Annotated in this window: 17 protein-coding genes; 8 read left to right on the forward strand and 9 right to left on the reverse strand. The window is 74.4% G+C overall.

Annotated elements, in window-relative coordinates; all coding sequences use genetic code 11:
- Positions 1-43: 43 nt before the first annotated feature.
- Positions 44-2,074, reverse strand: a complete 2,031-nt coding sequence (locus ACTHAM_RS12285; protein ID WP_440687822.1) for an ATP-dependent helicase — start codon at positions 2,072-2,074, stop codon at positions 44-46.
- Between the two features lie 189 nt (positions 2,075-2,263).
- On the opposite strand from ACTHAM_RS12285, the gene ACTHAM_RS12290 reads away from it, so the two are divergent.
- Entirely contained in the window at positions 2,264-2,527 is a 264-nt protein-coding gene (locus ACTHAM_RS12290) for a mycoredoxin (protein ID WP_440687824.1), read from the forward strand.
- A 67-nt stretch (positions 2,528-2,594) separates the two neighbouring features.
- Here ACTHAM_RS12290 and nudC read toward each other — a convergent pair whose 3' ends face one another.
- Positions 2,595-3,605, reverse strand: a complete 1,011-nt coding sequence (gene nudC, locus ACTHAM_RS12295; protein ID WP_440687826.1) for an NAD(+) diphosphatase — start codon at positions 3,603-3,605, stop codon at positions 2,595-2,597.
- A gap of 132 nt (positions 3,606-3,737) precedes the next feature.
- On the opposite strand from nudC, the gene ACTHAM_RS12300 reads away from it, so the two are divergent.
- Entirely contained in the window at positions 3,738-4,679 is a 942-nt protein-coding gene (locus tag ACTHAM_RS12300; protein ID WP_440687828.1) for a phosphotransferase, read from the forward strand.
- Here ACTHAM_RS12300 and ACTHAM_RS12305 read toward each other — a convergent pair.
- Both ACTHAM_RS12305 and ACTHAM_RS12310 read right to left on the reverse strand, forming a co-directional pair.
- Positions 4,663-8,163, reverse strand: coding sequence for a UvrD-helicase domain-containing protein (locus ACTHAM_RS12305; protein ID WP_440687830.1), 3,501 nt, complete (start codon positions 8,161-8,163; stop codon positions 4,663-4,665). The genes ACTHAM_RS12300 and ACTHAM_RS12305 overlap by 17 nt on opposite strands.
- Positions 8,160-11,351 carry an ATP-dependent helicase gene (locus tag ACTHAM_RS12310; RefSeq protein ID WP_440687832.1) on the reverse strand — a complete coding sequence of 1,064 codons (3,192 nt, stop codon included), beginning with the start codon at positions 11,349-11,351 and terminating at the stop codon, positions 8,160-8,162. Before ACTHAM_RS12310 ends, ACTHAM_RS12305 begins: the two co-directional genes overlap by 4 nt.
- Before the next feature lie 99 nt (positions 11,352-11,450).
- Between ACTHAM_RS12310 and ACTHAM_RS12315 the strand changes: the two genes are divergently transcribed.
- Both ACTHAM_RS12315 and ACTHAM_RS12320 read left to right on the forward strand, forming a co-directional pair.
- A complete protein-coding gene (locus tag ACTHAM_RS12315; RefSeq protein WP_440687834.1) occupies positions 11,451-12,131 on the forward strand; it encodes a TetR/AcrR family transcriptional regulator in 681 nt (226 codons plus the stop codon).
- A gap of 101 nt (positions 12,132-12,232) precedes the next feature.
- Entirely contained in the window at positions 12,233-12,457 is a 225-nt protein-coding gene (locus ACTHAM_RS12320) for a DUF3107 domain-containing protein (protein WP_440687836.1), read from the forward strand.
- 84 nt (positions 12,458-12,541) lie between these two features.
- On the opposite strand, the gene ACTHAM_RS12325 is transcribed toward ACTHAM_RS12320, so the two are convergent.
- Positions 12,542-13,282, reverse strand: coding sequence for a ferritin-like fold-containing protein (locus ACTHAM_RS12325; RefSeq protein ID WP_440687838.1), 741 nt, complete (start codon positions 13,280-13,282; stop codon positions 12,542-12,544).
- 339 nt (positions 13,283-13,621) lie between these two features.
- Between ACTHAM_RS12325 and ACTHAM_RS12330 the strand changes: the two genes are divergently transcribed.
- Positions 13,622-15,298, forward strand: a complete 1,677-nt coding sequence (locus ACTHAM_RS12330) for a DEAD/DEAH box helicase (protein ID WP_440687840.1) — start codon at positions 13,622-13,624, stop codon at positions 15,296-15,298.
- Here ACTHAM_RS12330 and ACTHAM_RS12335 read toward each other — a convergent pair.
- The 3 genes from ACTHAM_RS12335 to ACTHAM_RS12345 form a co-directional block, all read right to left on the reverse strand.
- Positions 15,288-16,583: a DUF418 domain-containing protein gene (locus ACTHAM_RS12335; RefSeq protein ID WP_440687842.1), complete on the reverse strand. Its 1,296-nt coding sequence runs from the start codon at positions 16,581-16,583 to the stop codon at positions 15,288-15,290. The genes ACTHAM_RS12330 and ACTHAM_RS12335 overlap by 11 nt on opposite strands.
- A 110-nt stretch (positions 16,584-16,693) precedes the next feature.
- Positions 16,694-17,314 (reverse strand): MarC family protein, encoded by a 621-nt coding sequence (locus ACTHAM_RS12340; protein ID WP_440687844.1) that lies wholly within the window; start codon positions 17,312-17,314, stop codon positions 16,694-16,696.
- A complete protein-coding gene (locus tag ACTHAM_RS12345; RefSeq protein ID WP_440687846.1) occupies positions 17,311-18,153 on the reverse strand; it encodes a PHP domain-containing protein in 843 nt (280 codons plus the stop codon). Before ACTHAM_RS12345 ends, ACTHAM_RS12340 begins: the two co-directional genes overlap by 4 nt.
- Before the next feature lie 34 nt (positions 18,154-18,187).
- On the opposite strand from ACTHAM_RS12345, the gene ACTHAM_RS12350 reads away from it, so the two are divergent.
- Positions 18,188-19,735, forward strand: a complete 1,548-nt coding sequence (locus tag ACTHAM_RS12350) for an aminopeptidase P family protein (protein ID WP_440687848.1) — start codon at positions 18,188-18,190, stop codon at positions 19,733-19,735.
- 12 nt (positions 19,736-19,747) lie between these two features.
- Here ACTHAM_RS12350 and ACTHAM_RS12355 read toward each other — a convergent pair whose 3' ends face one another.
- Positions 19,748-20,323, reverse strand: coding sequence for a general stress protein (locus tag ACTHAM_RS12355; protein ID WP_440687850.1), 576 nt, complete (start codon positions 20,321-20,323; stop codon positions 19,748-19,750).
- Between the two features lie 70 nt (positions 20,324-20,393).
- Between ACTHAM_RS12355 and ACTHAM_RS12360 the strand changes: the two genes are divergently transcribed.
- Both ACTHAM_RS12360 and ACTHAM_RS12365 read left to right on the forward strand, forming a co-directional pair.
- Positions 20,394-21,692: a magnesium transporter MgtE N-terminal domain-containing protein gene (locus tag ACTHAM_RS12360; RefSeq protein ID WP_440687852.1), complete on the forward strand. Its 1,299-nt coding sequence runs from the start codon at positions 20,394-20,396 to the stop codon at positions 21,690-21,692.
- Positions 21,685-22,242, forward strand: coding sequence for a DUF1003 domain-containing protein (locus ACTHAM_RS12365; protein ID WP_440687854.1), 558 nt, complete (start codon positions 21,685-21,687; stop codon positions 22,240-22,242). The genes ACTHAM_RS12360 and ACTHAM_RS12365 overlap by 8 nt, the downstream gene beginning before the upstream one ends.
- Positions 22,243-22,305: the final 63 nt, after the last annotated feature.

The following is a 22,305-nucleotide window of genomic DNA, read 5'->3' on the forward strand; positions in this document are numbered from 1 at the left end:
CCACGACGCAGGACAACCGATTATTCGCAGCAGTTTTCGCGGATCATGACGCGGTCGCCTCACGGACCACGTCGAGCAGCTCCGCGCCGTAGGAACCCAAGGTCCTGGCACCGATGCCGGGCACCTCTCCCAGCTCGGCGAGCGAGGCCGGTCGGCGGCTCGCCACCGCCGTCAGCGCCGCGTCCGACAGGACGCTCGTGGTGGTCCGCCCGAGCTCCTCGGCCGTGCGTCGGCGCCAGCGGGTCAGCCCGTCGACGACCCCGGGGTGCGGGACGGCACGCTGCTGCAGGTCGACCGCAGCGGCACGCTGCCCCGCGCGGCCCGCACGGCCACGTGCCACGGGTGCGTCGCCCTGCGGCCACAACCCGTCGAGGAACCTGCTGCGGCGGCGCACCGCGCGCATGCCGGGTGACCGCGCACCCGCGAACGACAGCTCCAGCCGCGACCGGGCCCGGGTGACCCCGACGTACAGCAGCCGGCGCTCCTCGGCCAGCTCCGCCTCGGTGCCGGCCAACGCGAACGGCACCAGCCCCTCGGACAGGCCGATCAGGAACACCGCGTCCCACTCCAGGCCCTTGGCTGCGTGCAGAGACGCCAACGTGACCCCGTCGACCGTCGGGGCGTGCTGCGTGGCGGCGCGCTCCTCGAGCTCGGCGACCAGGTCGGCGACCGTCGCGGTGCGGCCGTCCTGCGCGCGGGCCTGGGCCAGCTCGTCAGCCAGGGTCACCAGGGCCTGCATGGCGTCCCACCGCTCGCGCGCCGCACCGCGCGCCTCGGGTGCGCGTTCCGCCCAGCCACGGGTGCGCAGCACGTCACGCACCACCTCGGTCATCGCCTGGTCGGGGTCCGCGGCCCGCGCCGTGCCACGCAGCAGCACGATCGCCTCACGCACGTCACGGCGGGCGAAGAACCGCTCACCGCCACGCACCTGGGCGGCGATCCCGCTCGCCGCGAACGCCTGCTCGAACGCCTCGGACTGCGCGTTCGTCCGGTACAGCACCGCGATCTCCCGGGCAGCGATGCCCTCGGCGATCAGCCGCGCCACGCGGTGCGCGACACCCTGCGCCTCGGCCTCGTCGTCCGGGTACGCCGTGAAGCGCACGTCCGGGCCGTCGGGACGCTGGGCGATCAGCTGCAACGGCTGCGGTCCGCCGGCCCGGCGCGTGGGCGCCAGCAGCCGGTTCGCCAGACCCACCACCTGCGGGGTCGAACGGTAGTCACGGACCAGGCGGATCACCGTGGCCCGCGGGTGCTGCTGCGCGAAGGTCTGCAGGTGGTACGGGCTGGCCCCGGCGAACGAGTAGATGGTCTGGCTCGGGTCGCCCACCACGCACAGCTCGTGACGACCCCCCAACCACTGGTCCAGCAGGAACTGCTGCAGCGGGCTGACGTCCTGGTACTCGTCGACCACGAAGTGCCGGTACTGGGCCCGGACCTCCTCGGCGATCTCCCCGCGCTGCACGAGCATGCCGGCCAGGTCGAGCAGCACGTCCTCGAAGTCGATGACGCCACGCTCGGACTTCGTCTCCTCGTAGGCGGTCAGCAGCCGGGCGACGGCCTGCGCGTCGTACCCGGCCGGTACCGGACGGCCGATGGCCTCGACGGCCTTCTCGTACTCGTCGGGAACGACCAGGGACACCTTGGCCCACTCGATCTCGGCCGCCAGGTCGCGCATGCCGATGCGGTCGACCGCCAGGCCCAGGCGACGGGCGGCGTCGGCCACCAGCGGCGCCTTCTGCTCCACCAGCCGCGGCGGGGCGCCGCCGACGACCTTCGGCCAGAAGAACCCGAGCTGGCGCAACGCCGCGGCGTGGAACGTGCGGGCCTGCACCCCGACGACGCCCAGGTCGCGCAGGCGCACGCGCATCTCACCGGCCGCCTTCGCCGTGAACGTCACCGCCAGCACGCTGCCCGGGCGGTACACGCCCGTGCGGACCCCGTAGGCGATGCGGTGCGTGATGGCGCGCGTCTTGCCCGTGCCGGCGCCCGCCAGGACGCAGACGGGTCCCCGCAACGCCAGCGCGACCTCCCGCTGGTCGGGGTCGAGGGCATCGAGCAGGGCGTCGGCGGACATCGCGCCCAGTGTCTCAGCCGGAACCGACAGCGACGGCCGCCGCCGCAGGCCCGGGGAAGCATCCGCGGCCTGCGGGGGTTGTGGCAGGGTGCCGGTGCGCGACCACGGACCGGAGGGCGGCTTGCGCCCACGGAACCGAGGGCCGAACCGGCGCCCCGACGACAGCAGACCCGACGCAGACGAGGACCGATGACGACGCAGACCCTGCCCCCGGCCGGCACCGTGACCATGTACTCGACCACGTGGTGCGGGTACTGCCGCCGGCTCAAGACGCAGCTCGACTCGGCCGGCATCGGCTACGTCGAGGTCGACATCGAGAACCTGCCGGAGGCCGCCGCGTACGTCGAGTCGGTCAACGGCGGCAACCAGACGGTGCCCACCGTCGTGTTCCCCGACGGCACGGCGCTGACGAACCCCTCACTGGTGGACGTGCGCCACCGCCTGGCCAACTGAGCCGTCCGTTCACCTGAGCCGCCGGGCTTCCTGGACCGTCTGGGCGCCCGGCGGCCGTGGCGCGGGGTCAGGCCGTCCAGGAGTCCGTCGGCAGCCGCGCGCCGAACCACTCCTCGATGAGGGCCCGGGCGATCGACGACCGCCCCGGCGGGACGACCCGCCCGGCCCGCACCTCCGCAGCGAGCTCGGCGCGCGTGAACCAGCGCGCATCGCCCATCTCCTCACCGTCAGGGGTCACCTCGACGGTCAGCGCACGCGCGCGGAACCCGAGCATGAGCGAGGCCGGGAACGGCCACGGCTGACTGCCGCGGTACTCGACCTCACCCACCACCACCTGCGTCTCCTCGAGCACCTCACGGCGCACCGCGTGCTCCAAGGACTCCCCCGACTCCACGAAACCCGCCAGGGTCGAGTACCGACCCTCCGGCCACGCCACGGCGTGACCCAGCAGCAGCCGGTCGTCGGCGTCGACGACCGCCATGATCACCGCCGGGTCGGTGCGCGGGTAGTGCTCGGACCCGTCGCGCGTGCAGGTGCGTGACCACCCGGCCTGGGTGGCCCGCGTCGGTGCACCGCACCGCGGGCAGTGCCGGTGCGTGGCGTGCCACGCCGCGAGAGCCACCGCCGTCGTGGCCAGGCCGGCGTCCCGTGCCGACAGCAGCGCCCCCAGCTCCCGCAGCGACGCGAACCGCAGACCGCCCGCACCGTCGGCGAGCACCGACCCCTCGACCGTCGGGGCGTCCGGGGCCGGAGTCTCGACGGACCCGGCCGACTCGACCGGCCGATGGGTGCGGTGGGCGAGGTAGTGGACACCCGCGTCGTCGCGCCCCAGGTACATCCAGCCGTCCGGCTCGCCTGCGGACGCCTGCGGCACGGTCAGGCCGAGGTCCCACACCTGCTCGGGAGCCAGCAGGGCGAGGGCGTCCCCGGACTCCTCGACGGCCGCCAGACCGTCGCGCAGCACCAGCACCCGGGTGCGCTCGTCGGCCAGCACCTCGACGACCAGATCCGCCCGTCCGCGCAGGTGGGCCGCCCGGTCGACGGCGGAACGGGACAAGGGGAGCTCGTCGACAACCACCCGCCCACGGTACGCACCCCACGGGACCACAGCCGCACCGGCGGCCACCGAAGCCACCGGACCGGACGAAACGGTCAGGACACGCCGCCCAGGCACCACGGCCCCCACCGTGAGGCGACCTAGGCTGACCCCGTGGCACGCTCCCCTCTCGCCCTCGCCGCCCTCGCGACCGTCGCGGTCCCCGGGCTCGACGCGTACGACGTGCGCCCCACCGACCGTGCCGGCAGCGACACCGACGTGGCCGTGGTCATCGACGCGACCCGCACCCGCTGGGTCGTGCGGGCACCGCGTACGGCCGCCGCCGGGGCTGCTCTGGAGGCCGAGGCCGCCCTGCTCGGCTCGCTCGCGCCGTTCGTCGACGCCGGTCGCCTGCCGTTCGCCGTGCCCCGCCCCGCCGGGTTCGCGCACCTGCCCGAAGGTGGACGTGCGTGCGTGCACCGGGAGATCGCCGGTCGACCCCTGCAGCTGGAGACCCTGACCCCGGGGCCCGGGCTGGCTGCCTCCCTCGGGCGCGCCCTCGCCGCCCTGCACGAGCTGCCCACCTCGCTCGTCGAGGACGCCGGGCTGCCCGTGTACGACGCCTCCGCGTACCGCGCACGACGCCAGGCCGAGGTCGACGAGGCCGCCCGCACCGGCAAGGTCCCGCCCACGCTGCTGCGCCGCTGGGAGGAGATGCTCGAGGACGTCGCCCTGTGGCGGTTCCGACCCACCGTCGTGCACGGCGACCTGACCAGCGAGGACGTCCTGGTCCGCGACGGTGTCGTCGCCGGGGTCCTCGACTGGAACGAGGCGAAGGTCGCCGATCCCGCCGACGACCTGGCCTGGGTGCTGGTGGCCGCCCCGCAGGACGCCGCCGAGGCGGTCATGGAGGCCTACCAGCTGCGCCGCACCGAGCTCACCGACCCGCACCTGACCGACCGGGCGTTGCTCGCCGGCGAGCTCGCGCTGGCCCGGTGGCTGCTGCACGGCGTGCGCGTGCACGACGAGGCGATCATCGCCGACGCCGTCGAGATGCTCACCGACCTCGACGAGCACACCCGCACCGACGAGGACGCCGTCAGCTCGGTCGGCTGAGCGACCCTGCGACGCCCGCCGGGGTGAGCACCCCGGCACTCGGGGACGAGCGCGGCGCCCCGGCCGTCGCGGGCTCGCGGGGTGCCGTCGAACCACGCAGCAAGGCCGTGATCTCGTCCTCGTCGAGCAGGCGCTCGGGTCGCACGGTCACACCGGCGCCGACGTAGCAGAACGCCGCCTGCACCCGCTCGATCGGCGTACCCGTCCAGCGCGACCACGCCAACCGGTACACGGCCAGCTGCAGCTCGCGCGAGGCGCGGGCCGCCGGGTCCGTGGGCGGCGCACCGGTCTTCCAGTCGACGACCACCACCGCATCGACCTCCGGTGCGCCCCGCCGCTCGGCGTCGACCACGGCTGGCGCGTCGGGATCAGGGAACACCGCGTCGATGCGCGAGCGGATCACGTACCCGTCGACCGGTGTCTCGATGTCGACCTCGACGGCCACCGGCCGGCGCTGCGCCCACGGGGTGGCCAGGAACGCCGCACGCAGCGCAGCCTGGTCGGCGTCCACCGGGAGCGAGTCGTCGTCCGCGCCCGGCAGGTCGTCCAGGTCCACGAGCGAGGCAGCCCCGAACCATCCCTCCACCCAGGCGTGGAACGCCGTGCCGCGCCTGGCCTGCGGGGACGGCTCGAGCGGCACGGGTCGACGCAGCGCCCGAGCGAACTCCTCGGCGTCGGAGTCCAGCCGCACCAGGGCGGACGCGGACAGGTGCGCGGGCAGCACCACCTCCGACGAGGGCCGGGACGTGCGGTCACGCTCGGCCAGGAGCCGGTCGGCGAGCAGGTCGAGCGCGTCGGCGTCATCGGACCCCTCCGCCGCGGACCGGCGGTCCGCCCCGGGCAGGTCACCCACGGCGACATCAGGCTCACCCCGACCGGTCGCGCGGGCGATCGCCGCGAGCACACCCTCGGCGGCCGCACGCACCGCGTCACCACGGGAGTGCTCGGCCCCGGGACCGGCGAACGGGTCCCCCGGCCACAAGGCGCTGTGCTCGGCGACCTCACGCGGGTTCGCGGTGCCGTCCTGCGGTGCAGGCGCCCACCCCTCGGTGCCGACCAGACCGGCCTCGGCCAGCTCGGTGAGGAACAGCGAGACCTTGCGCGCACCCTTGGCCGGACCCCACCACGCCGCCGTGAGCAGCAGGTCGGAGCGGGCGCGGGTCAGCGCGACGTACGCCAGGCGGCGTTCCTCGGCGACCTCGTGGTCCCCGGCATCGAGCAGGAACCGCTTGCGGCGGCCCTCGAGATCCTTCGGGTCGGACGCCCCGGCGTACGCCAGCTCGGGCAGGTCGTGCCGGTCACCGCGCAACGGGTAGGGCAACGTGCCCAGCCCCGTCAGCCACGCGGAGTCCTTCGGTCCGTCCTTGCCCTGCGTGGCCGTGGCGGGCAGGCCCCCGTCGACCATGCCGGCGACAGCAACGACATCCCACTCCAGGCCCTTGGCGGCGTGGATGGTGATGAGCTGCACCGCGTCGGGGTCAGGTTCGGCCACCGGCAGGTCGAGGCCGTCCTCGCGCGCCTCGGCGGCCTCGAGCCAGGCCAGGAACGCCCCGAGGGTCGGGTGGTCGGCCGACTGGGAGAAGTCCACGGCCACGTCACGGAACGCATCCAGATGCGCGCGCGCCCGACCGGGCGAGACCCCCGCCCGTGCCGCCACCTCGATGTCCAGGCCCAGCAGCCGTTCCGCCTCACCGACGAGCTCAGGCAGCGAGAGATAGGTGTGGGCACGCAGCGCGCGCAGCAGACCCGCCAGGTCCGCCAGTCGCGACTGCGCGGTCGCCGTCAGCGTCCGGCCCGTGCGGCTGCACCACTGCGCCGGCGGCAGGTCGTCCAGCGCGTCGACGATGCTGCGTTCGTCCACGACGTCGGCCTCGACACCGTCGGCAGCACGGCCACGGCCCGCGCCGCCGTGCCGCGCCGACAGCTCGCTCGCCCATGCCGACAGTGCGTGCAGGTCGGCGGCACCCAGACGGGTGCGCGCACCCGTGAGCAGCCGCACCAGCGCGTCACCGCGCGACGGGTCGTGCGCGGCCTGCAGCGCGGACACCAGGTCGACCACCTCAGGTGTGGACAGCAGCCCACCCAGGCCCACGACCTCCACCGGCAGCCCCGCCTCACGCAACGCCTGCCGCAGCACCGGGAACTGCGCGCGCTTGCGGCACAGCACCGCGGCGGACACGCGCGGCACCTCGGGGGTGCCCGCACGCCACCGCTCAGCGACGAACTGCGCGACGGCGCGTGCCTCGTCCTCCACCGTGTCGGCCATCACGGCCTGCACATGGCCGAGACCCGCGCCGGGGCGAGCCTGCAGCACCGGCAGCGGCACCCGGGCGCCCGCACGCAGCGGACCGGCCACGAGGTTCGCCGCGTCGAGGATCGTCAGCTCGTTGCGCCAGGAGGTCGACAGGGTGTGCACGTCGGCCCGGCGGGGGGTGCCGTCGGGGTCGAACGCACGGAACTGCTCGGGGAACCGCTCCAGGCCACCGGCGCTGGCCCCGCGCCACCCGTAGATGGACTGGTGCGGGTCGCCCACGGCGGTCACCGGGTGCCCGTCACCGAACAGCGAGGACAGCAACGTCAGCTGGGCGTACGAGGTGTCCTGGTACTCGTCGAGCAGCACCACGCGGAACCGCGCACGCTCGGCGGCACCGACCTCCGGGACGTCGCGCGCCAGCCGCGCCGCGAGCGCCACCTGGTCACCGAAGTCGAGCACGTCCTGCGCGCGCTTGCGGGCCCGGTAGTCGGCCACGAGGTCCAGCACCCGTGACCGTTCGCGCAGCGAGCCGACCAGCCGCTTCACCTCGGCGTAGGGCGCCCGCGGAGGCGTGCCCGGAGGGGTCGCCTCGATGGCCTCGACGATCTGCTCGATGCCGTGCTGGGCCTGCGCGGGCTCGAGCAGGTGCTCGTCGAGCGCGCCGGACAGCAGCAGGATCGCCTCGACGACCGTGGAGGTCGCGGCCTCGGTGTCCAGGTCACCCGTCCACGACTCGACGACCTCGCTGGCCAGCTGCCACTGGGCGGCCTCACCGAGCAGGCGGGCGGACGGTTCGAGCCCCAGCCGCAGCGCGTGGTCGCCCACCAGGGATGCGGCGTACGAGTGGTACGTGGAGATGGTGGGTCGGACGAGGTCGCCGAGCACGTCGTCGGCGCGCGTCCCCTCCGGGCGCAGCGCGGCCTGCCCGGCCAGCGCGACCCCCGCGCGGGCGGCCGCACGGCTCAGGTGGCGCAGCCGCAGCCGCACCCGGTCACCCAGCTCGCCGGCGGCCTTGCGGGTGAACGTCAGCCCGAGCACCTGCTCCGGGGTCACGTGGCCGTTCGCGAGCAGCCACACCACCCGCCCGGCCATGGTCTCGGTCTTGCCCGACCCGGCACCGGCGATCACCAGCGTCGGCACGAGGGGTGCCTCGATGATGCGCTGCTGCTCGGCGGTCGGCGGGTGCTGGCCGAGCAGCTCGGAGATCTGCACCGCGGACAGGGCGCTCACTCGACCACCTGCCCGCCCTCGGCACGCGCCGGGCAGGCCCTGCGCACCGGGCACCGGTCGCACTGGTCGTTGACGGTCGCCGCGAACACCGAGGCGGCCATGCGGTCCGCGACACCGTCCACCAGCGTGCGGGCCCAGCTGGGGCCCTCGTCCTCGGGGCCGAGCGGGTCCTGCGAGCGCAGCGTGGCGGACGCGCCCGTGCCGAGGTACACCAGCTGTGCACCTGCGCTGGTGGCCCCCTCCGGCAGCTCGTCGAAGGCGCCTGCGTCCACGGCGAGCTGGTAGGCGCCCAGCTGGGGGTTCTGCGCCGCCAGCTCCTTGGCGGGCGGGTGCGCGCCGGTCTTGAGGTCGGCGATCAGCACGTGGTCGTCGTCCACGCGCTCGACGCGGTCGACGGACCCGCGCACCACGGCCCGGTCGGTCTCGAGCCGGAAGGCGCCCTCGACCAGGAGCGGCGCACCGGCACCGCGCAGGTACCCGGCGAGCCGACGCACCATGGCCTCGGCCTTGCGGCGGGTGGCCAGCGCCGTCCAGCCGTCCCCCAGGCCGAGCTGCGACCAGCGGGCGTCCAGCGCGGCCAGCAGCTCGGGTTCGGTGCCTGTCGGCAGGTCCTGCGCGATGCCGTGCACCAGCGTGCCCAACGTCTGCCCGCCGCTGTCGGCCGCGGTGCCCCCGGCGGACTCGAAGGCCCAGCGCAACGCGCAGCGTTGAGCGGTCTCCAGCTTCGAGGGCGAGACGGGGACCTTCTCGTCCGCGGTCCACAGCGGGGCGTCGCTGGAGGGTGCTGCCAGGCCGTGCCACTGGTCGGGGTGGGCGCCGGGGACCCCGTGCGCCGCGAGCCGGGCCAGCGTCGCGGCGGCCGCGGGGTCGCTCGTGCCGCTCAGCGCCGCGGTCTCCAGGCGGCCTCGCAGCCGCGCGACCAGGCCACGCAGGTCGAGCGGCGAGGGTGCCGAGGTGCGCCGCGGGTCGGCCTCCGTCTCGCACGGCTGCACCAGGTCGCAGAACGGCGAGGGCTGCGTGTCGGTGTCCGCGACGGCCGTCACGAGCAGCTGCCGGCGCGCCCGCGAGCACGCGACCGCGAAGGAGCGCAGCTCGTCGGCCAGGACGGCCTGCCGCGCACCGGCCACGTCGATCGTGCCGTCGGATCGCCCGGCGAGGATCTCGACCAGGGTCTGCGCCCCCAGCAGCGAGTCCCGCAGCCGCAGGTCCGGCCAGGTGCCCTCCTGCACGCCGGCCACCACCACCAGGTCCCACTCACGACCGGCCGCACCGGCGGGGGTCAGCACCTGCACCGACTCGCGTGAGGCGCGCGCGGCGATCGTGTCCGAGGGCAGGTCCTGCGCCTGCAGCCAGTCGGCGAACGCGCCGGGCGGGCTCTGCGGCATGCGGTCCACGAACGTCTCCGCGGCACGGAAGAGCGCGAGCACGGCGTCCAGGTCGCGGTCCGCGCGGGCACCAGCGGCCCCGCCGGTCAGCGCGGAACGGCGCCACGGCTCGGCCAGCCCGGCGGCGTCCCACACGGCCCAGAGGACCGTCTGCGCGTCGGCTCCCGCCCGTGCCACGGCCTCACGTCCCGCCTGCAGCACGCCGGCCAGGTGCTCGACGGGGCGCCGCACACCCGCCGGGAGGGTCGCCGCACGACCCGGCGCCTCGAGCGCCTCCACGAGCAGCGCGTCCGAGGACCTGCCGCCACCCCCGGCGAGCTCCTCCGCACGCAGGGCCCGCCGCACCCGCCGCAGACCCACCGGGTCCAGACCGCCCAGCGGGGAGCAGGCCAGCCGCGCGGCGACCTCGGGTGTCAGCGGTGCGGTGCCCACGACCACACGCACGGCGTCGAGCAGCGGGCGGACGGCCGGCTCCTCGCGCAGCGGGACGTCGCTGCCGAGCACGCTGACCGGCACGGATGCGGCCGACAGGGCACGACGCAACGCCGTGACGTGCACGCCCGAGCGGGTGACGACCGCCATGTCCTGCCAGGGCACAGCACGTTCCAGGTGGGCACGACGCAGCGTGTGGGCGATGTACGCGGCCTCCTGCGCGGCGCTCGGCAGGATCGCGACCTGCGCGTCGCCGTCCGCCGCCCCGGCAGGCACAGCCTTGCGATGGGCGACCGCCCCGGAGGCCCCCACCCGCTCGGTGACCCGCGTGACGACGTCGCGCAGCGGTGCCCCGTGCCGCCACACCGCGCCGAGCACCAGGGTGGCGGCGTCGAGCTCGCCGGGACCGCGACCGGGGGCCGACGCCCGGGCCACGAGCTCCGGCGAGGCACCGCGGAAGGTCTGCACGGCCATGTCCGGGTCGCCGACCAGCAGGACCCGGGCGCCGTCGTCGGCCAGCACGCGCAGCAGACGCGCGGTGGCCGCGGTGCTCTCCTGGTGGTCGTCCACGACCACCAGGCGCCACCGCGGACGTGCCGCGCCGGGGACCTCGTCGTCCCAGGCGAGCAGCGCACGGGCGGCCTCGTCGACCACGACCGCCGGGTCGAACCGGGCGCCCACGTCCGGGGTGCTCGCGCGCAGCTCGTTGACGTCGAGGTACTCCTCGTACAGCCGGGCCGCGCTCACCCAGGCCGGCCGGTCGTGCGCGACGCCCAGGTCGGCCAGGTCCGCCGGCGTCAGCCCGCGCTCGGCCGCACGCATGAGCAGGTCGCGCAGCTCGTCACGGAACGCCCGCAGGGTCCAGGCGTCCACCGGGACGTGGGCGGGCCAGCCGAGGTCCACGCCGTCGCCCTCGGCGTGACCGGCCAGCAGCTCGGCCAGCAGCAGGTCCTGCTCGGCGCCCGAGACGAGCGTCGGTACGGGCTCGCCGAGCGCGGAGGCCCGGGCGCGCAGCACCGCGAACGCCGCCGCGGGCGCGGTCTGCACCAGGGCGCGACCCGAGGTCCGGCGCAGCCGGGCGGAGACCCGGTCACGCAGGTCGGCCGCGGCCCGGCGACCGGCGGCGAGCACGAGCACGTCCTCCGGCGCCAGACCGGCCTCGATCGCGGCGACCACCGACTCCAGCACCACGGTGGTCCGCCCGCTGCCCGGCGCACCGAGCACCAGCAGCGCGGGGTCCGCACCGGCGGCGACCCGCGCGACGACCTCCGCCTGCGACGGGTCGAGGTCGACCGGCGCCCCGGGACCGCGCAGCGGCACGTCCGCGAGCGCCGGACGCACGAGGCGCAGGGTCGCGGCTGAGGTCGTCACGGGGTGATCCCATCACAGCCCACCGACACGGTGTGTGCGTCCTCGCCCGCCTCGCTCGTCCGCCCGGCCGCGACCCGTCGACCTGGCTACCATCACCAGATGGACGACCAGGTGGACGCCGGCGAGGCCGGTGCGACGCCCCGGGCCCGCGGCCCGCGGATGGCGCGGGACGAGCGGCGCGCCCAGGTGCTGCAGATCGCCCAGGAGCTGTTCTCCTCCGAGGGCTTCCACCACGTCTCGATGGACGACATCGCCGACCGTGCCGAGGTGAGCAAGCCGGTGCTCTACCGGCACTTCCCGTCCAAGCTGGACCTGTACCTGGCCGTGGTCGACCAGCGCGGTGCGGAGCTGCTGGCCGCCGTCGACGCAGCCGTCGAGCCGCTCGTGCACGGACCGGTGCACCCGGGCGACGGGCGCCCGATCGTCGTCGCGGTCGTGCAGGCCTACTTCACCTTCGTGGACGCCGCCGGGCAGTCCTCGGCGCTGCTGTTCGAGTCGGACGTCTCGCACGACGAGGACGTGCGCACCCGGGTGGAGAGCGCGTCGTCGCAGGTGGCCGACAAGATCGCCGTGGCGCTGGTGTCGTCGACCGGTCTGAGCAAGGAGCAGGCCGTGCTGCTCGCCACCGCGTTGACGGCGATGGCCCGCGGGGCCGCGACCCACCGGTACCGCTCCGGCGGTGCGCTGGGGCTCGAGGAGTCGGTCGACCTGGTGGCGCGGCTCTGCTGGGGTGGCGTCGCAGGCCTGGCCCGCGACCGGGCCACCGAGACCACCGCCTAGGATCGTCTCGTGCCGTACCGGGCTGTGCCCGGTAGTACGGCCGACCGACGCGCACGCGCCGCTGTGGCGGGTGCACGATCCCTGACGAGGAGACGATCACGGTGGACATCACGATCGGTGTGCGCAACCAGGCCCGTGAGCTCGTGCTGGAGTCCGACCAGAGCGCGGACGAGATCAGCGCCGCCGTCACCGCAGCCCTGACCGGCAAGGTCGCGCTCGAGCTGACCGACGCCAAGGGCCGCCGGGTCATCGTCCCGACCGAGGCCCTGGGCTTCGTGGAGCTCGGGACGGAGACGCGCGGGCGGGTGGGCTTCGGCACCATCTGAGCGCCTGGACGCACGAGGGCGGCGCCCCGGGGAACCGGGTGCGCCGCCCTCGTCGTCTCGTGGAGCGGGAGCCGCAGCCGACCGTCAGGCTGTCAGGCCCAGCCTGGTCATCCGGCGGGTGTGCTGAGCCGTCAGCTCGCCGAACAGCTTGCTCGACGCCTGGTTCGCGGGGGCCTGCGTCCGCTCGCCCACCGCACTCTGTCCCGCAGCACCGGGGGCCGCCGTGTCCTGACCCGCCACGGTGGTGCTCTCGCCCGTGGGCCGGGCGTCGAGCAGGCGCACCAGGCCGGGCCGCTGCACCACGAGCCGCTGCACGACCCCGAGGGCCTCCCCCACCAGACGTCGGCCCCACAGGGCCAGGCGCGCGGACACTGCGGTGTCGGTGCCCGCGGCGTCGAGCTCGGCCACGGCCAGGTCGGCGTGCTCGGCGTCGTCGAGGACCTCGACGACCAGGGCGCGTGAGGTCTCGTCGAGCCCCGCGGCGGCCAGCCGGCAGAAGTCGTCGGCCACGCCGTAGCCCACGTACACCGTGAGCAGGCGCTCCCACCAGGTGTTCGGCTCGGTCCGGGCGTCGAAGTCGTCGAGCACGCCGTCGTAGAGGGCCATCGCGGCGAGCGGGTCGGCGCCCAGCTCGGCCACCCGGTCCAGCACACGGTCGCGCCGCGCCACGGCCGCGGCCGCGAACCGGCTCAACTCGATGCGGTGCTCGGCGGTCGGTGCCACGGCGGCGTCGGCGGCCAGCCGGGCGAACGCCAGGTGCTCGAGCTGGGCGACCAGCCCCAGCAGCTCGACGGCATCGGCGGTCTCGGCAGGGGTCGCGGTCATCCTTCGATCGTATCGCCGGGCCCGGCGGTGGGCCTGCGTCCGACGGCGCCCGCGGGCGGCAGGTCCGTGCACACGTAGCGGGTCGCACCCGTGCGCCGGAGCGGCGTCGGCTACCATGTGCGCGTACATCGGTTGCCCGGTCGTCTCGATCCTCAGGTCCACGACCACCTCGCGCAGCCCCGGACGGTCTCGTCCGCGGGTGCGCGTCGCACTTCACGATCGGCTGCCGGCCAACCTGCGTGGTGATGCCCTGCTGTCGCCCGGGACGGCCCGACGCGTGTCGGCCGTCCGACGGCCCGACGGCGTGCGGCGCACCACCCTTCGCAGTGAAGAGTCACCGTGACCACCACCACCGCCTCCTCCGTGCAGGCAGTCGACGTGTCCTTCGCGGACTTCGACGTCCGCCCGGAGATCGTCGCCTCGCTCGCCGAGGCCGGTATCACCCACCCGTTCCCGATCCAGGCGATGACGCTGCCCGTCGCACTGTCCGGCCACGACATCATCGGCCAGGCCAAGACCGGCACCGGCAAGACCCTCGGCTTCGGCGTCCCGCTGCTGCACCGCGTGATCGCCCCCGGCGAGGAGGGCTACGACGCCCTCCCTGCCCCGGGCAAGCCGCAGGCCCTGGTCGTCGTACCGACCCGCGAGCTGGCCGTGCAGGTCGCCGGTGACCTGCAGGCCGCCTCGCGCAAGCGCTCCGTGCGCATCCTGCAGGTCTACGGGGGCCGCGCGTACGAGCCGCAGATCGAGGCCCTGAACTCCGGCGTCGACGTGGTCGTCGGCACGCCCGGCCGCATGATCGACCTGCTCAAGCAGCGTCACCTGGACCTCTCGTACGCCCGGGAGGTCGTGCTCGACGAGGCCGACGAGATGCTCGACCTGGGCTTCCTGCCCGACGTGGAGACCCTGCTGGGCGCCACGCCCGCGTCGCGGCACACGATGCTGTTCTCGGCGACGATGCCCGGTGCGGTCGTCGCGATGGCCCGCCGCTACATGACGCAGCCCACGCACATCCGTGCCGCCGACCCGGACGACGACGGTCGCGCCACGGTCAAGAACATCAAGCAGGTCGTCTACCGCGCGCACGCCCTGGACAAGGTCGAGCTGCTCGCCCGGATCCTGCAGGCCAACGGCCGTGGGCTGACGATCGTGTTCGCCCGCACCAAGCGCACCGCCGCGAAGGTGGCCGACGAGCTGGCCGAGCGCGGGTTCGCCTCGGGTGCGATCCACGGCGACCTGGGCCAGGGCGCGCGTGAGCAGGCGCTGCGTGCGTTCCGCAACGGCAAGGTCGACGTGCTGGTCGCCACCGACGTCGCCGCGCGCGGCATCGACGTGGACGACGTCACGCACGTGGTCAACTACCAGTGCCCCGAGGACGAGAAGACCTACCTGCACCGCACAGGTCGCACGGGCCGTGCCGGGAACAAGGGCACCGCGGTGACGTTCGTCGACTGGGACGACATCCCCCGCTGGGGCCTGATCGACAAGGCGCTCGAGCTGGGCATCCCGGAGCCGGTCGAGACGTACTCCAGCTCGCCGCACGTCTACACCGACCTGGACATCCCCGAGGGCACCAAGGGTCGCCTGCCCAAGGCGCAGCAGACCCGCGCCGGCCTGGCCGCCGAGGCGCTGGAGGACCTGGGCGAGACGGGCAAGCACGGCGGCACCAAGCCGGCCGGCTCGGGTCGCGGCGACCGTCACGGTGACCGGCAGGGCGACCGCACGGGTGGTCGTGAGCAGGGTCGCAGCGGTGAGGGTCGCGGCGAAGGTCGCGGTGGCGAGCGCCGCGAGTCGGGTTCGCGTCGCCGGGGTGGCCGCGGCGGCGACGCCGGCGCCCCCACCACGGAGACGGTCGCGAACCAGGCCGCGCCCGCGCAGGCAGCCCCCGCGACCCCCGCAGCAGGCGCCCAGGCCGCCCGCGCCGAGGGAGACGGCGAGGGCGGCGCGAACCGCCGTCGCCGCCGCCGTCGCCGCACCGGTGGTGCCGGGGAGAGCGCCGCTCCCGTCAGCGAGTGAGCGCACCGGCCGTGGCGGCCGGGCTCTCGAGCGGTGCCGTGCGCGGGCGACCGTAGGTCAACCGCCGCAGCAGCACCTCGAACGGCCCGCGCCGCCCGGCCCGGTCCAGCAGGACCGCCACACCGACGGTGACCAGCCAGACGGCCACCGCCAGGAGCGAGGCGGACGCCGTGCCGATGCGACCCCCGACGCCCAGTCCCCACGCGCTGAGCAGCGGGGCGAACAGGACCGACTGCAGCAGGTAGCACGTCAACGAGCGCTCCCCCACCGCGGCCACCGCCCGGGCCGGCGCCGGTGCGGTGCGCCCCTGCCACCGCACGGCCAGCAGGGCGAACAGGCACACGTACCCCAGGCCCATCGCCAGGCCGGTCGCCTCGTGCACCAGCTCCAACACGAGCCGCGTCCGTGACCCGGGCTCCCACACCCCGGCGACCGCGAGCGCGTGCGGGGCGTTGCCGACCAGGTTCGCGACCGCGGTCCACACGGCGACCCGTCGCAGCTGGTCGACATGCTCGGCGGGCCGGTCCAGCCAGCCGGCTCGGGCGATCGCCATCCCGATGATCACCGGGGCGACGAAGACCAGCAGAAGCCCCACCGCCGCGGTCGAGAGCACCGAGCCGAGCAGGCGTTCGACGGCCGACTCCACGTACCCGACGGTGGTGTCCGCGGCCTCGACCTGACCGGAGAAGGCCGCGATGAGCACGTAGGCGGTCAGACCGCTGATCAGGGAACCGACGAACCAGCGGCGCAGCACCTGGGGTCGACGCCCGACGAGCATGAGCGCGACGAGCCCGGTGACGCCGTACGGCGCGAGGATGTCCCCGCTGAACAGCAGCGTGGCGTGCACCAGGCCGAACGCGACGAGCCACCAGCTGCGCCGACGCAGCAGGCGCCGCACCGCCTTGAGCTCGTTGCCGCGGGCCAGGGCCCGGGAGGCCATGGTGGCCAGGCCGTAGCCGTACAGGATCGCGAACATCGGCCGGGACCGGTCGTCCACGAACCACGCGACCAGCGCGTTCACGACGTGGTCGAGGCCGGAGCCGTCCACCGGGCGGTGCCCGTAACCCAGGTCGCTGCCGTACAGGTAGCCCCACACGTTCGCGAGGGCGATGAACAGCAGCATCATGCCGCGGGCCAGGTCGGGGGCCAGGTGGCGTTGGGCGTGCGTGACCGGGGCGGGCCGTTCGGCGAGGTCCGGTGTGCCGGTCGTCGGCGCCGCGGGCGCATCACGCGCACCGGGCGGAAGGGTGGCGTCGGGCAGGAGCGCGCGTCCGGAATGAGCCATACCGGGGACGCTAGGGCCCTGACCTGCACCCCCTCATCGGGGACGCCCCTGAGCCGACCCCGATCCTGCCTGTGCGGCCCCTGAGAAGGCGCACCTCAGCGAGGCGACGTTCAGGCGGTCTGGACGAACGCGATCACGGCGTCGGCGACCATCTGCACGGCGATCGCGGCCAGCAGCAGACCGGCGATCCGGGTCACCAGGATCGTGCCGGACTCCCCCAGCACCCGGTGGATCACACCCGCGAACCGCATCGCCAGGTAGAGGCACACGTGCACCGCCAGGATGGCCAGCGCGATCGCGATCCATGCGTTCGAGTCGTCGGCCTGCTTGACATAGACCATCGTGGCGACGATCGCACCCGGGCCGGCCAGCAGCGGGGTGCCCAGGGGCACCAGCGCCACGTTGACCTTGCCGCTGCCCGACGGCTGCGGCTCCTCCATCTTGCCGGTCAGCAGCTCCATCGCGACCAGCAGCAGCAGCAGTCCGCCGGACGCCTGCAGGGCCGGCAGCGAGATGTGCATGTACTGCAGGATCTGCTGGCCGAACACCGCGAACACGACGATGACGCCGAAGGCGACGAGGATCGCCTGCCGGGCGGCCCGGTTGCGCTGCTTGCGGCTCATGGCCCCGGTGAGGCCCAGGAAGATGGGGACGGTGCCGGGCGGGTCCATGATCACGAACAAGGTGATGAAGACCGAGGTGAACAGACGGACGTCGAGCAGGTCGCTCACGACCTGATCACCTCCACGCTTCCTTGCTCGTCGATGGCCGTCAGGACGGCCGGGGCCGTCAGATTCTCCCCCAACCTGTTGACCTTCCCTGCACCGTGGTAGTCGCTCGAGCCGGTGACGAGCAGCCCGAGGCGGTCGGCGAGGGCCGCCAGGCGTGCGCGCTGAGCGTCGTCGTGGTCACGGTGGTGCACCTCGAGGCCGGCCAGACCGGCCTCGGCCAGCTCGGCGAACACCCGGTCGGCGACCACGCGACCGCGCCCGTCCGCGCCCGGGTGGGCGAACACGGGAACTCCCCCGGCGGCCCGGATCGCCTGCACGGCGTCGACGGCCTCCGGGGCGTAGTGCGGCACGTGGTACGGGCCGCGCGAGGCGAGCAGGTGCACGAACGCGGCGTCCCGGTCGGGCACGACACCGCGGGCCACGAGCGCGTCGGCGATGTGCGGACGTCCGACCACGACCGCGTCCTGCGACTGCGCCAGCACGTCGTCCCAGGTGAGGGGGTGGTCGACGGCGAGCAGGTCGACGATCTGCCGGGCGCGGTCCAGCCGGGCCCGGCGGGTGCGTTCCAGCTCGACCAGCAGCGCGGGGTGGGTGGGGTCCTGCAGGTACGACAGCAGGTGCACCGAGATGCCGTGCGAGCGCGCCGAGACCTCGGTGCCGCGCACCAGCGCGACCCCCAGGGCACGGGCGGCAGTGGCGGCCTCGTCCCAGCCGGCCGTCGTGTCGTGGTCCGTGAGGGCGACGACGTCCAGCCCGGCCGCCGCGGCGGCGGCGACCACCTCGGCCGGGCTGTCCGTGCCGTCGGAGGCCGAGGAGTGGGTGTGGAGGTCGATGCGCACCCGGCCACGGTAACGGTGGTGGGAGGATGGCCCGATGAGCCAGGACGCCACGCCGACCAGCACCAGCACGCCGAGCCCGAGCGACGACGAGCAGTCGCTGGCCAGTCGCGGGCAGAACCGGTCGCAGCGTCCGACCTCGTCCACGTTCGTCGACTTCATCACCTCCGGGTGGGGTGAGCGTGCCGCCACGGGTGCCGTGCGGGGCGAGGCCGCCGACCACACGGCGGCCCGGCGCTCGCAGCTGTCCGCGCAGTTCCCCGGTGAGCGGCTGGTCGTGCCGGCCGGCACGTTCCGGGTGCGGTCGAACGACACCGACCACCGGTTCCGCCCGCACTCGGCGTTCGCGCACCTGACGGGGCTGGGCATGGAGCAGGAGCCCGACGCGGTGCTCGTGCTGCACCCCGTCGAGGACGGCACCGGCGACGACGGCTGCGCGCACCACGCCGTGCTCTACATGCGTCCGCTGGCCGGGCGCGACACCGTCGAGTTCTTCTCCGACTCGCGCTACGGCGAGTTCTGGGTGGGTGCGCGGCCCACGCTGGAGGAGCTCGAGACGGTCACGGGCATCGCCACGGCGCACCTGGACGAGCTGCGCGACGCGATCGCGAAGGACGCCGGCGAGGACGGCGTGCAGGTGCTGATCGTGCCGGGCGTCGACGAGTCCGTCGAGGCGGTCGTCGAGGAGATCCGTCGCAGCGAGGCCGCGGGTGAGCGCGACGAGAAGCTCGCCGAGGCGCTGTCCGAGCTGCGGCTGCTGAAGGACGCGTGGGAGGTCGACCAGCTGCAGCTCGCGGTCGACACCACCATCGAGGGCTTCGAGAAGATCGTGCGGGCGTTGCCCGACGCGGTGACCCACCGCCGCGGCGAGCGGGTCATCGAGGGCACGTTCCTGGGGCACGCCCGGCTCGAGGGCAACTACGTGGGCTACGAGACGATCGCGGCGGCCGGCGAGCACGCCACGACGCTGCACTGGACGGACAACGACGGCCAGGTCACCGCGGGCGAGCTGGTGCTGGTCGACGCCGGTGTCGAGGTCGACTCGCTGTACACGGCGGACGTGACGCGCACGCTCCCGGTGGACGGCACGTTCACCGACGTGCAGCGCCGCATCTACCAGGCGGTGCTCGACGCCGCCGACGCCGCGTTCGCGGTCGCGGTGCCGGGCTCACGGTTCAGCGACGTGCACGCCGCCGCCATGCAGGTGATCGCCGAGCGGCTCGAGGAGTGGGGGCTGCTGCCGGTCAGCGCGCAGGAGGCCCTGCTGCCCGACAACCAGCACCACCGTCGGTGGATGGTGCACGGCACCAGCCACCACCTGGGCCTGGACGTGCACGACTGCGCGCAGGCCCGCAAGGAGCTCTACCTCGACGCGATCATCGAACCCGGCATGGTGTTCACCATCGAACCGGGCCTGTACTTCAAGTCCGACGACCTGCTGGTGCCGCAGGAGTACCGCGGCATCGGGGTGCGGATCGAGGACGACGTGCTGATCACGGCCGACGGCAACGTGAACCTGTCGGGCGCCCTGCCGCGTGACCCGGACGCCGTGGAGGCATGGATGGCCGGTCTGCTGGGTCGTTGACGGACGACCGGCTCAGCCCCGCGGGTCGGTCGGCGGCGCCGGCGGGGGCGTCTCGGCCACGGGCGGTGCGGGAGTGGCGGCGGTGGCGGTCCCCCAGCCGGGTGTGACCCCGCCGACCTGCGCCAGCAGCTGGCGGGCGGCGTTGGCCTTCTCCGACCGGCACAGCACGGAGTAGGTCGCCGCGACGATCTGGCTGGACGAGGTGAAGTCGCGCTTCCCGCCGGAGAACGAGTACGTCACCACCGACAGGATCAGCCCGAACGCCCCGCCGATGAGGATCGCCGCGGGCAGCAGCGACCCGGTGCCGGGTGTGGAGAACAGGCTCATCAGCAGACCGACGAACAGGCCGAACCACGCCCCGGACAGGAAGCCGCCCAGGGCGGCCCGCGGGTACGACAACCGTCCCGTCACGCGCTCCACCATGCGCAGGTCGGTCCCCACGATCGTGACCAGCTGCACGGGGAACTGGTGGTCGGCCAGGTGGTCGACGGCCTTCTGCGCCTCGAGGTAGGTGCCGTAGGCGGCCACCGTCTCGCCCTGCGGCAGGGTGGGTGCCTTGGGCACGCGGTTGGCTCCGGAGAACGACATGCCCTCGATCCTCTCCCAGGTCAGCGTGGGGCGCCATCCTCCCGCCGAGGGCACGTCTAGGCTGACGCCCGTGAGCAGCGTCGGGACCCGGGTGTTCGTCGCGCGCCTCGCCGGGACCACCGTGTTCGACCCGTTGGGCGACCAGGTCGGGCGCGTGCGCGACGTCGTCGTGCTCGTCCGCCCCAAGGGCGCCCCGCGGGCCGTCGGCCTGGTGGTCGAGGTGCCCGGACGTCGGCGCGTGTTCCTGCCGTTGACCCGTGTCACGGCCATCGACGCCGGCCAGGTGATCTCGACCGGTCTGGTGAACATGCGCCGGTTCGAGCAGCGCATGCACGAGACCCTCGTGGTCGGTGAGCTGCTGGACCGCACCGTGGAGCTCGTGGACGGCTCGGGCGCCGGTTCGGTCGAGGACGTCGCCATCGAGCTGCAGCGCAACGGCGACTGGCTGGTCACCAAGGTCTTCGTGCGACGCAAGACTCCCGGCAAGTCCGGCCTGCTGCGCCGACGCGGCGAGACCGTGCTCGTCGACGTCGCCGCGGTCACCGGGCTGGCCCGCGCGTCGGCCGCGCAGGGCGCCGAGCTGCTGCTCGCGCAGTACGAGGACCTCAAGCCCGCCGACCTGGCCGACGTGCTGCACGACCTGGGCACCACCCGCCGGCTCGAGGTCGCCACGGCCCTGGACAACGAGCGCCTCGCCGACGTGCTCGAGGAGCTGCCCGAGGACGACCAGGTGGCGATCCTGCAGGGTCTGGAGCTCACGCGCGCCGCCGACGTGCTCGAGGCCATGCAGCCCGACGACGCCGCCGACCTGCTGGGCGAGCTGCCCGACGAGCAGGCCGCCGAGCTGCTGGAGCTCATGGAGCCCGAGGAGGCGCGTGACGTGCGCCGCCTGCTGGCCTACGAGGACAACACGGCCGGCGGTCTGATGACCACCGAACCGGTCATCCTGGGGCCCGAGACGCCGATCGCGGCAGCCCTGGCGCACGTGCGTCGGCAGGACCTGGCTCCCGCGCTGGCCTCGATGGTGTTCGTGGCCCGCCCGCCGTTGGAGACCCCGACCGGCCGGTTCATCGGTGTGGTGCACCTGCAGCGCATGCTGCGCGAACCCCCGCACGAGGCCATCGGCGCGATCGTCGACACCGACATCGAGGCGATCACCGTGGGGACGCCGCTGCTGAGCGTGACCCGCCAGCTGGCCACGTACAACCTGCTGGCGCTGCCGGTGGTCGACGCCGAGAAGCGCCTGCTGGGGGCGGTGTCGGTCGACGACGTGCTCGACCACCTGCTGCCGGAGGACTGGCGCGAGACCGACGAGGACGACGCGCCGGTGGTGACGGCTCGCCCGACGTCCGGGGGTGGCCGTGGCTGAGCGTCTCGACACCCCGCGCCTGTCGCGGCGCAAGATCCTGCCGCCGTTCTTCAGCGACCGGGACGCGTTCGGCAAGATCTCCGAGTCGATCGCGCGGTTCATGGGCACGCCGCGGTTCATCCTGTGGCTGACGATGTTCTGCATCGCGTGGATCACGTGGAACGCGTGGGGCCCCGAGGACCTGCGGTTCGACCGGGCGGCCAACGGCTTCACGGCGCTGACGCTGATGCTCTCGCTGCAGGCCTCGTACGCCGCGCCGCTGATCCTGCTCGCGCAGAACCGGCAGACCGACCGCGACCGCGTGACCGCCGAGCAGGACCGGCAGCGGGCCGAGCGGAACCTGGCGGACACCGAGTTCCTGGCCCGCGAGATGGCCTCGTTGCGCATCGCCCTGTCCGAGGTCGCCACACGTGACTTCGTGCGCTCCGAGCTGCGCAACCTGCTGGAGGACCTCCTGGAGGAGCGCGAGAGCGCCCGCGGACCGGGCCGGGACGCACCGGAGGGCGCGGCACCGCCACGCACCGACGGCGAGCAGCCGGCGGGTCGGTAGCCAGACCGGCGACGACCGGGTTTCTCACGGCGGGGCCCACCCGGTGGCCGACCTACCATGGGC

Source organism: Cellulomonas soli (genome assembly GCF_052036975.1).
In the GTDB taxonomy this organism is placed as follows: domain Bacteria; phylum Actinomycetota; class Actinomycetes; order Actinomycetales; family Cellulomonadaceae; genus Cellulomonas; species Cellulomonas soli_A.

Coding starts and splice junctions, on each gene's coding strand:
- ACTHAM_RS12335 (WP_440687842.1), bottom strand. CDS start 16,583: ATGGCTCATTCCGGACGCGCGCTCCTGCCCGACGCCACCCTTCCGCCC.
- ACTHAM_RS12285 (WP_440687822.1), bottom strand. CDS start 2,074: ATGTCCGCCGACGCCCTGCTCGATGCCCTCGACCCCGACCAGCGGGAG.
- ACTHAM_RS12290 (WP_440687824.1), top strand. CDS start 2,264: ATGACGACGCAGACCCTGCCCCCGGCCGGCACCGTGACCATGTACTCG.
- ACTHAM_RS12325 (WP_440687838.1), bottom strand. CDS start 13,282: ATGACCGCGACCCCTGCCGAGACCGCCGATGCCGTCGAGCTGCTGGGG.
- ACTHAM_RS12350 (WP_440687848.1), top strand. CDS start 18,188: ATGAGCCAGGACGCCACGCCGACCAGCACCAGCACGCCGAGCCCGAGC.
- ACTHAM_RS12355 (WP_440687850.1), bottom strand. CDS start 20,323: ATGTCGTTCTCCGGAGCCAACCGCGTGCCCAAGGCACCCACCCTGCCG.
- ACTHAM_RS12315 (WP_440687834.1), top strand. CDS start 11,451: ATGGACGACCAGGTGGACGCCGGCGAGGCCGGTGCGACGCCCCGGGCC.